The organism is Pseudarthrobacter sp. NamE5 (assembly GCF_005796225.1).
In the GTDB taxonomy this organism is placed as follows: domain Bacteria; phylum Actinomycetota; class Actinomycetes; order Actinomycetales; family Micrococcaceae; genus Arthrobacter.
This window is the reverse complement of record NZ_VAHO01000005.1, coordinates 159,425-172,688: the sequence shown is the minus strand read 5'-3', so window position 1 is coordinate 172,688 and position 13,264 is coordinate 159,425. Positions and strand designations below refer to the sequence as shown.

Sequence of the window (13,264 nt, the reverse complement as noted above, 5' to 3'; positions counted from 1 at the left end):
CCGCTCCACTCTAGTCGATGATGGTTCCAGTGACCGGCTCTCCGCTGCCCCCGGAGGACTTGATCATGTCCCGGGCATTGGTGGCTGTAATCTCGATGGTTTCGAGTGCCCGGTTGATGGTGTCCTGGTTGGCGGCTGCACCCTTGACGCGCTCCTCCTCCACCACACGGACCTGCACCTGGACGATTTTGAAGGAGTGGTCCAGCTTGAGGTCGCGCACCTCGTCGGCCTGGGTGCGCTCGGCAACAACCAGGGTTCCGCCGTCCTCCCTTGCATAGGGCCCCCGGCCGGTGAAAGCGTTCTGGGCTTCGGTCAACTTGGCGCCGGCCTTCTTGGCGGCCTTCTGGATGCTGAACACCACAAAGCACGCAAGGGCGAGCCAGAATGCGGCGATGATGGCAACCACCCAGCCCACAACGTCGTTCTGGTTGGCCGCGAAGATCACGGCTACAACGAAGGCGGTGACCAGGACCATGAGTCCCGGTCCGCTGATGCGGAACATGGAGAATCCGCCCCTGGCGGGTTTAGAGGATGACGAGGAGCTGCCGAGGGTTCGCATGAGGCTATTCTCTCAAATTCCGGAGTATGCTTCCGCCGCCTTCCACCCCGGGCGAACACCGCCGGCTACTTCAGGAAGAGCTGCCGCAGCCGCACAGTGGTGAAAAGCATGCCGAGCGCGGTCATCACCAGGTAGTAACCGATGTGGAGGGGGGTGGCGGCAGTAAACGTGCCCACGCTGATCTGGCGGAGCAGTTCCACCCCGTGCCACAGCGGCATGGCTTGGATCAGCCACTGTATGGGCTGCGGATACACGGTCAGGGGGTAGAACGTGGCGCTGAACAGGAACATCGGAAGCATGATGAAGGTGATCCAGTCCATCTGCTGGAACGTCTTCATGAAGCTGGTGACCGCCATGCCCAGGCTGGCGAACCCGAAGGCGATCAGCACCGAGGCGGGGATCATCAACAGCGCCCACGGGGTGGTGATGAGCCCCATCATTGCCATGACCGCGGTGAAACCCGTGGCATACAACATGCCGCGCAGGAGAGCCAGGAAAATCTCCCCGAGGGCGATGTCCAGCGGGCCAAGGGACGTGTACAGCATGCCCTGGTACAGCTTGGCGAAGTTCATCTTGAAGAAGACGTTCCAGGTTGAGTCGTACACCGCGCCGTTCATTGCCGAGACGGCAAGCAGGGCGGGCGCGATGTAGGCCGCGTAGCTGACGGGAGTGCCGTCAGGTCCCTCCACCGCACCCACGATCGCCCCCATGCCCACGCCCATGGACACCAGGAACAGAACGGGCTCGAAGAATCCCGACAGCATGACCAGCCAGTGGCCGCCCATCGTGGCTTTCATCCCGCGGGAGATTACTGCCCGGGCGTTGCGTGAGTAGAGCGGCCCGAAGGTCCTGTTCCGTGCCTGGTCAGCGGCGCCCCGCCGGGCGGTCAGGCTCACTGCCCCATCCTTGCAGCGAACCGGCGACGGGTCAGGTTCCAGCCCAGGACCGCCAGCCCGGCCAGGACGGCGACGTGGACAAGGGTGAGGACCGGCGGCTCTTCGTAGCCATAACTGAGCACCCGGCCCAGTTCCGTGCCGTGCCAGATGGGCGAGATCCAGCCGATCCACCGGACGGCCAACGGAAGCGTGTCGAGCGGGAAGAAGGTTCCGGAGAACAGGAACAGCGGCATCACGACGAGACGCATCACCAGCGCGAACTGGCCCTTGTCCTCGGTAAGCGAAGCGGAGTACGCCATCAGCGGCAGTCCGAAGGACAGCCCGGCCAGGGTGGCCACCAGGATCGCGGCCCACCCCCAGCCCAGCGGGGAGGCCCCAAACAGTGCCACGGCAGCGAAGTAGATTGCCGATTGCACCAGCAGCCGGAGCGTCACGGCCATGATGTGTCCGGCCGCGATCTGCTCCGGTGTCAGCGGCGAGGCATGAGGACCGTAGTACGTCCTGCGCCACTTGAACCCGGCCATTACCGGAAAGGTGAACTCATTGGCTGCGGTCATCACGGCGGCGGACACCAGCAGCGCAGGCGCTATGAAAGCCAGGTAACTGACCCCGCCGAAAGCCGCCGCGCCCTGGCTGTCCACCAGGGAGGCCAGGCCAACGCCCATGGCAAACAGGTACGCCACCGGCTGCCCCACGCTGTACATCAGGATGGACCAGCCGTAGCTCTTCATGACCCGGAGCACCTGCTCCGCGTAGTAGAACGCTCCCCACCGCCGCGCCTTCGCCGCCGCCACCTCGGGGCCATGGGCCCGAAGCGTCCCCACGGCAGACCGCTCAGTCAACGAGGCTCCTGCCCGTCAGCCGCAGGAACACGTCTTCCAGCGAGGACCTCCGGACCAGCGAAGTCAGCGGCCGCAGGCCACGGGAGGCCACCTGCTCAAGGGCGGACTCGCCGTCGGCCGCGTAGATCAGCACCCGGTCCGGAAGGACCTCCAGCCGCTCACCGATCCCATCAAGTTCAACCGCGATGGTGGTGTTCCGCTCGGAACCGAAGCGCAGCTCCAGCACCTCCCGCGTGGAGTGCTCACGGATCAGCCGGGCCGGCGACCCCTCGGCCATGATCCGGCCCTTGTCCACCACGATCAGCCGGTCGCAAAGCTGTTCGGCCTCATCCATATAATGCGTGGTCAGGATCAGCGTGACGCCCTGCTCCTTCAGCCGGAAAAGCCGGTCCCACAGGATGTGCCGGGCCTGCGGATCCAGCCCGGTGGTGGGCTCGTCCAGGAGCAGGATGCGCGGCTCGTTGATCAGCGAGCGGGCAATCGTCAGGCGGCGCTTCATGCCGCCGGACAGGGCGTCTACCTTGGACTTCGCCTTGTCCGTCAGCTGCGCAAACTCCAGCAGCTCGTCCGCCTTCGGTTTCAGGTAGCTCAGCGGCAGGCCGAAGTAGCGGCCGTAGACCAGGAGGTTGTCCCGGACCCGCAGTTCCTCGTCCAGGTTGTCCTGCTGCGGCACCACGCCCAGATGGGCGCGGACCTCCGGCCCGTGGGTGTCCGGATCGAGGCCCATGATCCGGAGGTTTCCCGCCGTGCGGCGGGTGACACCGCCGATCATCTTCATGGTGGTGGACTTGCCGGCGCCGTTGGGCCCCAGCAGGCCAAAGGATTCACCCGCCCGAACACTGAAGGAGATCCCGTCCACCGCGGCAACATTGCCGTAGGTCTTGGTTAGGTTCTCTGCCGTGATGACCGTGCCCGGGGCCGGCGCACCGGCCGTGTTTGCAGTGGAGGGCAGGATGGCTTCGTTGTGCACCCTCCGCAGACTAGTTCAGCTGCCTGGCAAACGGTAGTGCGGTACGGCTTAAAGTACGACGGCGGCAGGCACCTTCGCTGGAAGGTGCCTGCCGCCGTCGGGGTGCCCGCTGTGTGCGTGCCTACGCCTTTGCCGCCTGGCGTTCCGCGGCTTCGACCACGTTGGTCATCAGCAGGGCGACGGTCATGGGGCCGACGCCACCGGGGTTCGGCGAAATCCAGCCGGCCACCTCGGCGGCGGCGGGATCGATGTCCCCGTGGACGCGGCTCTTGCCGGTCTCGGGATCCGTCTCACGGGTGACGCCGACGTCCAGCACGGCAGCGCCGGGCTTGACGTCCTCAGCCTTGACAATGTGCTTGGCTCCCGCCGCGCCTACGATGACGTCCGCCTGGCGCAGCAGTTCGGACATGTTGGTGGTGCCGGTGTGAGTCAGCGTCACCGTGGCGTTGATTTCACGCCGGGTGAGCAGCAGGCCGATGGAACGGCCGATCGTCACGCCACGGCCCACCACCACTACGTGCTTTCCCGCCAGGCTGTAACCGTTGCGCTCCAGCAGCTCTATGACCCCTCGGGGCGTGCACGGCAGGGGCGTGGTGATCTCGTTGTTGACGTTCAGGACCAGCCGGCCGAGGTTGGTCGGGTGCAGGCCGTCGGCATCCTTGGCGGGATCGATGCGTTCAAGGATGGCGTCGGTGTCCAGGTGCTTGGGCAGCGGCAGCTGCACAATGTAGCCGTGGCAGGCAGGGTCCGCATTGAGTTCGTCGATGAGGGCCTCGACGTCGGCCTGTGTGGCGTCCGCCGGAAGCTCACGCTGGATCGAGTTCATCCCGATTTGCTCGGACTGTTTGTGCTTCATGGACACATACAGCTGTGAGGCGGGATCCGCGCCCACCAGGACGGTGGCGATGCCGGGCGTGACACCCTTTGCCTTGAGGGCGGCTACGCGTTCGGTCAGTTCAGCCTTGATGGCAGCGGCAGTCGCCTTGCCGTCAAGGATCTGTGCGGTCTTGGTGTCAGTCATCGGATCACCACTGCTCGTGCTGCGGGTACAGCGGGAAGTCGGCGGCGAGCTTGTCCACGCGTGCCTGCAGGGACTCGACGTCGGTGCTGTTTCCGGCCTTCAGCGCGGTGGCGATGATCTCGGCGACCTCGGTGAACTCGGCCGCACCGAAGCCGCGCGTGGCCAGGGCGGGGGTGCCGATGCGCAGGCCGGAGGTGACCATCGGGGGGCGGGGGTCGAACGGGACCGCGTTGCGGTTGACGGTGATGCCCACTGAGTGCAGGAGGTCCTCGGCCTGCTGGCCGTCCAGCTGCGAGTTGCGCAGGTCAACGAGGACCAGGTGGACGTCAGTGCCGCCGGTCAGGACGGAGACGCCGGCTTCGGCAACGTCGGCCTGGTTGAGGCGGTCGGCGATGATCCTGGCGCCTTCCAGGACGCGCTCCTGGCGCTCCTTGAATTCCCCGGTGCCCGCGATCTTGAACGCCACGGCCTTGGCTGCGATGACGTGCATCAGCGGCCCGCCCTGCTGGCCCGGGAAAACGCTGGAGTTCAGCTTCTTAGCCCACTGTTCCTTGGCCAGGATCACACCGGAACGGGGACCTGCCAGGGTCTTGTGCACCGTGGAGGTCACGACGTCGGAGTGCGGCACCGGGCTCGGGTGCAGTCCGGCGGCCACCAGTCCGGCGAAGTGCGCCATGTCTGTCCACAGCAGCGCGCCAACCTCGTCGGCGATGGAGCGGAACGCCGCGAAGTCCAGGTGGCGGGGGTACGCGGACCAGCCGGCAATGATGACCTGCGGCTTCTCGGCGATGGCCTGCTCGCGGAGCTTGTCCATGTCGATCCGGAAGTTGCCTTCCTCCACCTGGTAGGCAGCCACGTTGTAGAGCTTGCCGGAGAAGTTCAGCTTCATGCCGTGCGTCAGGTGGCCGCCGTGGGCCAGGGACAGGCCGAGGATCTTGTCGCCGGGGGTGATCATGGCGGACAGTGCGGCGGCGTTGGCCTGGGCACCGGAGTGCGGCTGAACGTTGGCGTACTCGGCGCCGAAAAGGGCTTTGACCCTGTCGATGGCCAGCTGCTCTGCCACGTCAACGTATTCACAGCCGCCGTAGTAGCGGCGGCCCGGGTAGCCCTCGGCGTACTTGTTGGTGAGGACGGAGCCTTGGGCCTCCATCACGGCCCGGGGGGCGAAGTTTTCCGAGGCGATCATTTCCAGCGTGCCCCGCTGGCGGCCGAGCTCCTGGTCCAGGACGGCGGCGATTTCGGGGTCAAGCTCAGCCAGCGGCTGATTGCTGACGGCGGTGGTTGAGGTGGCTGTAGTAGTCACGAAGAACTCCTGGCTAGGGATACGGGCACTGCTTAGGTCAGGCTACCGGCTAGCGCAACTTCACACCGCCTTGTGACGGGACGTGAAAGAGCGGCAGGCACTGCTCTGCTGGCGCAGGTGCAGCCCCAAATCCGGCAAGACATGACCCTCGGCCCAGGCGTACGATCCGTGGTCTTCGTGATTGCCGCTCCCTGGTGGTTAGCCACCCAACGCCAGTTGCGACCCCACCAGCCTACCAAATCCGGGGACGCCTGCGCGGGTAGGCTTGTACGTGTGAGTAATGAGCAGCTGAACCAAGCGTACGTAGTAACCCTCTCTTGCCCGGACCGCCGGGGAATCGTCCATGCGGTGTCCGGCGCCCTGATGGTGGCAGGGTGCAACATTACTGATTCGCAGCAGTACGGCAGCCCCGCCACGGGCAACTTTTTTATGCGGGTGGAGGTAACCACCCCAGCTTCCCGGCAAGAGCTGCGCACTGCTTTGGACCCGGTGGCCGAGGCCTTTGGCATGCAGTGGAGCCTCAACGCCGTAGGCCAGAAGGTGCGCACCCTGGTGATGGCCAGCACCTCCGCCCACTGCCTCAACGACCTCCTGTTCCAGCAGCGCAGCGGGACCCTGCCCATTGAAATCCCCGCCATCGTCTCCAACCACCAGGACCTGGCCGGACTTGCCGAGTTCTACGGCGTCCCGTTCCACTACATCCCGGTCACCAAGGAGACCAAGGCCCAGGCAGAGGACAAGCTGCGGGCCCTCCTGGCGGAGCACGACATCGAACTGACTGTCCTGGCCCGTTACATGCAGATCCTCTCCGACGAACTCTGCAGCGAGCTCACCGGCAAGGCCATCAACATCCACCACTCCTTCCTGCCGTCCTTCAAGGGTGCCAGGCCTTACCACCAGGCCCACGCGCGCGGGGTGAAGCTGATTGGCGCCACTGCCCATTACGTAACGGCTGCCTTGGATGAGGGCCCCATCATCGAGCAGGAAGTCATCCGGGTAGACCATGCCCGGACGCCTGAGCAGTTCGTCCAGATGGGCCGTGACGTGGAAGGCCGCACGCTGGTCCAGGCGGTTCAGTGGCACGCGGAGCACCGGGTGCTGCTGGACGGCAACCGGACTGTCGTCTTCAACTAGGCCCGGCTCCCCATATCTGGCTGGCACCTAACGTTCCGAAATCGCGTTTTCGCGACGTTAGGTGCGGGCCAGCCAGTTGGGTGGGTGGATGTCCTAGGCTTGGCCCATGGCTCCTCTCTACCCTTTCGCCGGCAGCTCCCCGGCCGTGCACGATTCCGTTTTTGTTGCCCCAACGGCGTCGATCATCGGCAACGCCACCCTCGCCCGGGATTCCAGTGCCTTTTACGGGGTCTCGGTCAGGGCTGACACCGCTCCCATCGCCGTGGGGGAAGGCAGCAACCTGCAGGACAACGTGGTGCTGCACGCGGACCCGGGCTTCCCTTGCACGGTGGGCGAACGCGTCAGCGTGGGGCACGCCGCCGTCGTGCATGGCTGCACCGTGGAGGACGACTGCCTGATTGGCATGGGCGCGACCATCCTCAACGGGGCAGTGGTCGGCGCCGGCTCGCTCGTGGCGGCCGGCGCCGTGGTGCTGGAGGGCACAGTGATCCCGCCGCGTTCACTGGTGGCGGGGGTGCCGGGCAAGGTCCGCCGCGAACTCACCGGGGAAGAGTACGACGGCGTGCGGGCCAATGCGGCGCGCTACCGTGAGCTGGCTGCCGCCCACCGGGAGATGCACGCGCGGTAGAACAGGTCAGTCCAGGCTGGTCGGCCCGAGCTCGTCCAGCAGCTCCCCCGGCCCTGGGTTCCCGGGCGCTGAGGAGCCGCCCAGGTGGTTCAGCACTCCCCAGGCCGCGTTCAGGGCGGTCGTCACGGCTCCTTCAGCCCAGCCGGCTGTGAAGGAGACATCGTCGCCGGCCAGGAAGATGCCGCGCTGGGACTCCGGCAGCTTGTCCTGCTTGAAGTGCGTGAACAGCCGCTGCTGGTACCGGTAGTGCCCGGGCAGGTTGGCCTTGAACGCGCCCATGAAGTTGGGGTCGGCCTCCCAGGAGACCGTGATCGGCTGGCCCACGATGTGCCCGGCGATGTCCACGCCCGGGTAGATCTGCTCGAGCGAATGCAGCATCAGTTCCACGCGTTCGTCCGCGTCCAGCGCCAGCCACTTCAGCGCGTCATCATTCCAGGTGTAGGAGAGCAGGATGACGGCGGGCTGGTCCGGGCCGTTGTCCAGCAGGTAGGTGGCGCGGTTCAGCCGGTCGGTGAGCGTCATGGACAGGACCTCGTTGCCGGTGTCCGGATCGATGTCCTTCCAGAACGGCCGGTCCACCATGACGAACGTCTTGGAGGACTGCATGTAGTGCGAGCGTTCCATGGCGGTCCACAGCTCGGCGGGGAACAGAGCTTCCTCTGTATGGATGCGGGTGGACAGCAGCCAGGACTGGCAGGTGGCCACGACGGCAGGGTAGCTTGCTTCACGGCCCCAGCGTTCGCGGACCCGCAGGTTTCCGTCCGGGTCGCGGCTGATCTTCCCTACGGCGCCGCGCGGCGAACCGGCGTGCAGCGAGGCCAGTGACGTTCCCTGCGGCCAGTGCACCAGGTCCGACGGCGCGTGCTGCCAGAGTGCCTCGGGCAGCCTTTGCGCTCCCCCGCGGATGAGGCGGTGCTGGTCGTCCGCATCGGTGTAGACCACCCGGAGGATTTCCAGGATGGAGTTGGGGAAGTCCGTGTCCCAGCCCCCGGTGCCGAAGCCCACCTGGCCGAAGGCTTCCCGGTGCGCGAAGCCTGCCTTCTTAAAGGAGTCGCTGGCGGCGATGAACCCATAGAAGGTTTGCTCGTCCATCAGCGGAAGCAGTTCGTTCCAGAGCTCCTTGATCCGGGAAGTGTCACGGGCGCGGATGGCTTCCTGCATTTCAACGAACTTTGCGCCATCGTTGACCGCTGCCTTCCAGGCGTCAGCGACCTCCCGGAAAAACGGAGGCAGGTCGCCGGGCTTCTCGGCGTAATGCTTCTTGCCGGCCAGTTCGATCACCGTACTGGAGGTTGCCGGCGACAACGGGTTGGGGAATTCCTGGGTTTCCAGGCCCAGCAGGTCAACGTAGTGGTAAAACGCCTTTCCGGACTCCGGGAACCGCATCCCGCCGAGGTCAGCTACCACTCCGGGCGCCGCCGGGAACGCCGCCGTCCGCAGCCGCCCGCCGATCTGGTCTGCCTCGTACACCACGGGCCGCAGCCCCAGCTTCATGAGCTCATAGGCGGTGACCAGGCCGGAAAGTCCTGCCCCGATGACGGCGACCTCCGTTCCCAGCAGTTCAACCGGCACGGATCCCAGCCCGTGCGGGTGGGACAGGTAGTGGTCGTAGCTGAACGGGAAATCCGGGTTGAGCATGGTGATGGGGCCGGGGGCTGAGCCGTCCGCGGCAGGGGCGGCAGCCCGGGTTGCCGTGGTGCTGGACGGGTCGAAGGCCGGCAGTTCGGTGGCGATGGTCATGGAAGTTCTGCCTTCGTCGTTTCAGGGGTGTGCTGGGGTGAAAGTTGCGGTCCGGCAAGCTCACCGTATTCCTCCGTGCTGAGCGCCGCCACCCGGGAGTTCCGCCGGCCGTAGCCGAAGTAGGCGGCCACACCGACCAGCATCCACACCGCGAAGGTGACCCAGGTGTCGGCGCCGAGGTTGGCCATCAGGTAGGCGCACATGGCCGCGCCAAGGATGGGGGTGAGCGGGAAAAGGGGCACGCGGAAGGTCCGCTCCAGCTCCGGCCGGGTGCGCCGAAGGTAGATGACAGCGACATTGACCAGGGCGAAGGCGAACAGAGTGCCGGTGCTGGTGGCGTCCGCCAGTGCCCCCAGGGGCACCAGGCCTGCCGTGAGGGCGACGGCGATGCCCACCAGGAGCGTGCCTGCCACCGGCGTGCCGGTGCGGCGGGAGACGCGGCCGAAGATTTTGGGAATGAGGCCGTCGCGGGACATGGACAGCAGGATGCGGGTCTGCCCGTACAGCACGGTGAGGACGATGCTGGCGATGGCCAGCACGGCACCCACCGCAAACACCAGGGCAATCCACGGCTGGCCGGTGGTTTCCTCGAGGATTTTCACCAGCGCGGCTTCGGTACCGTCGAACCAGCCCCAGGGGCGGGCGCCGATGGCGGCCACAGCCACCAGGACATAGATGGTGGTGACGATCAGCATGGAAAGCATGATGGCGCGCGGCAGGTCGCGCTTCGGGTCGCGGGCTTCCTCGCCCGCGGTGGAGGCGGCATCGAAGCCGATGTACGAGAAGAAAACGCGGGAGGCTGCGGCGGAGACGCCGGCTGCACCCATGGGCAGGAGCGGCTCGAAGTTTCCGGCATTGAAGGCGGTGAAGGCCACGGCGCAGAAGAAGACCAGGATGCCGACCTTTACCACCACAATGGACGTATTGATCCAGGCACTCTCCTTGGCGCCGCGCACCAGGAGGATGGTGGCCAGGACCACGATGACCATGGCCGGGACGTTGACCATTCCCCCGTCGCCCGGCGGCTGGGACACCGAGTCCGGGAGGACAGTACCGAACACGGCCAGGGTTTCGTTCACGTATTGCCCGGCGCCGACGGCCACGGCGGCAACTGATACGGCGTACTCCAGCACCAGGCACCAGCCGCAGACCCAGGCCATTCCTTCGCCCATGGTGGCGTAGGTGTAGGAGTAGCTGGAGCCCGCCACGGGCACCAGCCCTGCCATTTCCGCATACGAGACGGCGGACAGCAGCGCGGCCAGGCCGGCGATCGCGAAGGAGATCCAGATGGCCGGGCCGGCCAGGGGGACGGATTCGCCCAGGATTACCAGGATGCCGGTGCCCAGCGTTGCCCCTACCGAAATCATGGTCAGCTGCAGGACACCGAAGCTCCGGACCAGGCGCGGACCGCCGTTGTTGGTTTCCGCTTCGCTGACCATCTGGGCGATGGGCTTGCGGCGCAGCAGCTGGGCCCCCAGGGTGGGACGGGCCGCAGTCCCGGTGGCACCGCCCGGGGCCGGGCCGGAGAGTGTAGGCACAGTCATCGTTGACGTCCGTTCATGTCGGTGAGTGGTTGGTCTGGTTTCCCCTCCCACAGCCTATGGTTGTGAGCGGGATCTCAAGATGTGCAAAGTGACCTATAGTCTTCAGTGATGAGACGCAATGCACCAACCGCCGGTGACGGCCACGACCAGCTGGACGCCGTGACGCTGGGGCAGTTCCTGGCCGCACTGCCCGCCGGCGTGTCAGTGGTCAACGACGCCGGCAACGGCCCTGTACCCCTGCGGTGGGTGGAACCCAGCGAACTGGAGGACCCTACTCCCTACCTGCTGGACGGGGAATTCATCCTCACGGCCGGGCTGCCGTTCCGCGGCGGGGACGGCAGCAGCGGAGCCGGGTTTGAAGAGTACGTCGGCAGGCTTGTGGCAGCGGGGGTTGCTGCGCTGGGCTTCGGCCTGGAGCCCTACTTCGACGCCGTTCCGGACCTCCTGGTGGCAGCGTGCCGGGAGCAGGGGCTCACATTGGTGGAGGTGCCGGCCAGCATTCCGTTTGCCGCCCTTGGCCTGGAGTTTTATAGGCTCCTCGAGTCCGGCAACGCCCAGGTGTTCCGGCAACTGGCGGACACCAACCGGCACCTCATGCGGGCTGTCCTGTCCGCCCGGCCGGAGCACGAGCTGCTGGCGGCGCTCGTCCAGCGGGTTCCCGTGTGGGCTGTCCTTTTTGGTGCTGACGGGCGCGTACGCGCCAGGGCCGGTGCCGCCGTCGGGATTCCCCAGCTGCAGCCCCTGCTGAAGCGGCTCCTTGCCGGGAGCGGGCCGCGGGTGGAGACGGAAAGGTTTGACAGCGCCGGGTCTGCGCTGGTGTTTGGCCACCCGCTGCGGAGTACCCGGGACGCGACGCTCGGAGGGCTGGTGCTGGGGACCGACAAGCCTCTCACCCCGGCGCAGAACAACGTGGTCTCCTCGGTGGTGGGCCTGCTGGAGCTGCTTGTCCGGCAGCGGACCAGCGGCTCACTTGCCCCGAGCCAGCTGGCCACCGCCCTGCTTCTGCACCCCGAAAGCCTGTCCGGAAACAGCAGCCGGGAGCTGGAAAACCTGCACGGCCTGCTGGCACAAAGCGCCTCCGGAACCAGGCCCGGGCCGCTGCGGGTGGTCCAGGGAGTACGGGCAGGAACCACTGTTGCGGCTGCCGCTGACGGACCCGTGCGGGAACTGCTGCAATGGCGGCGGCTGTTCGACACCAAAATGGTGGAGCTTACTGACTATGGCTTCGCGGCAGTGACGCGCCTCAAGGTGGACGACTCCCTGCTGGCCGAGGTGGAGCAACTGGGCTGGCGGCTCGTGGTGGGCGAACCCGCAGGACTGCAAAACCTGGCCGAGGCATACCGGCGGGCCACTGCCCTGCGCCCGCGGGTGGCTGCTTCCGGTAAAAGCGTCCGGGAGGAGGAACTGACCTGGTCGGTGACGGGACTGCTGGGTAACGAGGCAGGGGCCCTGCTGGCCGCACGCCTCCTGGCGCCCATCCTGGAACTGGATCCGGAACGGCGGGCTTCCCAGCTTCGGGTGCTCCGGTCCTGGCTGGCTGCCCACGGCAGTTGGGATGCCACCGCCAAGGACCTGGGGCTGCACCGGAACAGCGTGCGGCGGCAGATCAACGCCGTGGGGGAACTGCTGGATCTGGACCTGGGCCAGGCCCAGGCCAGGGCGGAGCTGTGGATCGCCCTGCAGTACGTCGATCTGCCGGCGGGCAGCGGTCAGAAGCCCCAGGAACGGTAGAGGTCAGGCCGGCGTTCAGCCAGGTACGGGACGGTCCGGCGCTCACGGTGTGCGGCGGCAGGGTCCACTTCGGCGAAAAGAAGGTCTGCTTCCCCGCCCGCTTCCGCGAGCAGCCCGCCGTCGGGCCCTGCGATGACACTGCCGCCCAGGAACCTGCAGCCCTCCTCAAGCCCGCAATGGTTGGCGTAGGCGACGGTCAGCTGGCTCTCCAGCGCCCGCGCACGCAGCAGGACCTGGGGGACGTCGTCAAACCCGTGTGCCAGCGCGGTAGGGACCAGCAGCAGTTCGGCACCCCTGATGGCGGCTGCCCGGACCGGCTCCGGGAACTCCACGTCATAGCAGATCACAAGGGAGGTGGGTATGCCGTTGAAGTCCACGACGGCGGGAGGATCGGTGGCCGAGGTGAAAGCGTCCCGTTCTTCGGACCCGAACAGGTGCACCTTGCCGTAGGTGAGCAGGGTGTTGCCGCCGGCATCCAGGAGGGTGGCGCTGATCTGCCATTCACCTTGTTCCGTGAGCCGGGGCAGGCTGTAGACCAGTCCGATGCCGTTGCTGCTTGCGATGCCGGCCAGCCGGTCGTGAAGGGCGGGCAGGCGCGTGGGGTCGAATTCGGAGCGCACCCGGCGCGGAGCGTAACCCACCGGAAAAAGCTCAGGCGTCAGCAGCACGGCGGCACCACGGGATGCGGCGGTGCGGGCGGCGGCCTCGATCGCCTGGCAGTTCGCGTCAACATCGAGGACCGCAGAGTTCGCCTGCAGAAGCGCCAGCAGCACTGCCATCACCTTCCGTCATTGGAGGGGCCCGCGGGATGGGGCCGTGGTTCCAGCGTAACCAGCCTGGTGCAGGCCGGCGGGGTGTATCTGCACCTGCGGCGGGCCCTTCAGGGTCAGATCGTC

At 66.6% G+C, this 13,264-nt stretch carries 12 protein-coding genes; 3 read left to right on the top strand and 9 right to left on the bottom strand.

The window, feature by feature from the left end:
- Positions 1-10: 10 nt before the first annotated feature.
- From FDW84_RS08660 to glyA, 6 genes are all read right to left on the bottom strand, one after another.
- A complete protein-coding gene (locus FDW84_RS08660) occupies positions 11-559 on the bottom strand; it encodes a hypothetical protein (protein WP_138608517.1) in 549 nt (182 codons plus the stop codon).
- Positions 560-624: 65 nt separating this feature from the next.
- Positions 625-1,455 carry an ABC transporter permease gene (locus FDW84_RS08655; protein ID WP_138608515.1) on the bottom strand — a complete coding sequence of 277 codons (831 nt, stop codon included), beginning with the start codon at positions 1,453-1,455 and terminating at the stop codon, positions 625-627.
- The gene (locus FDW84_RS08650; protein WP_138608513.1) at positions 1,452-2,297 is read right to left on the bottom strand and encodes an ABC transporter permease; all 846 of its coding nucleotides are present in this window, start codon (positions 2,295-2,297) and stop codon (positions 1,452-1,454) included. The genes FDW84_RS08655 and FDW84_RS08650 overlap by 4 nt, the downstream gene beginning before the upstream one ends.
- A complete protein-coding gene (locus FDW84_RS08645; protein ID WP_138608511.1) occupies positions 2,290-3,267 on the bottom strand; it encodes an ABC transporter ATP-binding protein in 978 nt (325 codons plus the stop codon). Before FDW84_RS08645 ends, FDW84_RS08650 begins: the two co-directional genes overlap by 8 nt.
- A 121-nt stretch (positions 3,268-3,388) precedes the next feature.
- A complete protein-coding gene (locus FDW84_RS08640) occupies positions 3,389-4,288 on the bottom strand; it encodes a bifunctional methylenetetrahydrofolate dehydrogenase/methenyltetrahydrofolate cyclohydrolase (protein WP_138608509.1) in 900 nt (299 codons plus the stop codon).
- Positions 4,289-4,292: 4 nt separating this feature from the next.
- A complete protein-coding gene (glyA, locus tag FDW84_RS08635) occupies positions 4,293-5,591 on the bottom strand; it encodes a serine hydroxymethyltransferase (protein ID WP_138608507.1) in 1,299 nt (432 codons plus the stop codon).
- Between the two features lie 273 nt (positions 5,592-5,864).
- On the opposite strand from glyA, the gene purU reads away from it, so the two are divergent.
- Positions 5,865-6,725 carry a formyltetrahydrofolate deformylase gene (purU, locus tag FDW84_RS08630; RefSeq protein WP_138608505.1) on the top strand — a complete coding sequence of 287 codons (861 nt, stop codon included), beginning with the start codon at positions 5,865-5,867 and terminating at the stop codon, positions 6,723-6,725.
- A gap of 106 nt (positions 6,726-6,831) precedes the next feature.
- The gene (locus FDW84_RS08625; protein WP_138608503.1) at positions 6,832-7,353 is read left to right on the top strand and encodes a gamma carbonic anhydrase family protein; all 522 of its coding nucleotides are present in this window, start codon (positions 6,832-6,834) and stop codon (positions 7,351-7,353) included.
- A gap of 6 nt (positions 7,354-7,359) precedes the next feature.
- Here the strand turns inward: FDW84_RS08625 and FDW84_RS08620 are convergent, their stop codons facing one another.
- Both FDW84_RS08620 and FDW84_RS08615 read right to left on the bottom strand, forming a co-directional pair.
- Entirely contained in the window at positions 7,360-9,093 is a 1,734-nt protein-coding gene (locus FDW84_RS08620) for a flavin monoamine oxidase family protein (RefSeq protein ID WP_171046727.1), read from the bottom strand.
- Positions 9,090-10,637: an APC family permease gene (locus tag FDW84_RS08615; protein ID WP_138608501.1), complete on the bottom strand. Its 1,548-nt coding sequence runs from the start codon at positions 10,635-10,637 to the stop codon at positions 9,090-9,092. The genes FDW84_RS08620 and FDW84_RS08615 overlap by 4 nt, the downstream gene beginning before the upstream one ends.
- 108 nt (positions 10,638-10,745) lie before the next feature.
- Here FDW84_RS08615 and FDW84_RS08610 point away from each other — a divergent pair, with 108 nt between their 5' ends.
- Positions 10,746-12,368 (top strand): PucR family transcriptional regulator, encoded by a 1,623-nt coding sequence (locus tag FDW84_RS08610; RefSeq protein ID WP_138608499.1) that lies wholly within the window; start codon positions 10,746-10,748, stop codon positions 12,366-12,368.
- On the opposite strand, the gene FDW84_RS08605 is transcribed toward FDW84_RS08610, so the two are convergent.
- The gene (locus FDW84_RS08605; RefSeq protein ID WP_138608497.1) at positions 12,347-13,147 is read right to left on the bottom strand and encodes a nitrilase-related carbon-nitrogen hydrolase; all 801 of its coding nucleotides are present in this window, start codon (positions 13,145-13,147) and stop codon (positions 12,347-12,349) included. The genes FDW84_RS08610 and FDW84_RS08605 overlap by 22 nt on opposite strands.
- Between the last annotated feature and the right edge of the window lie 117 nt (positions 13,148-13,264).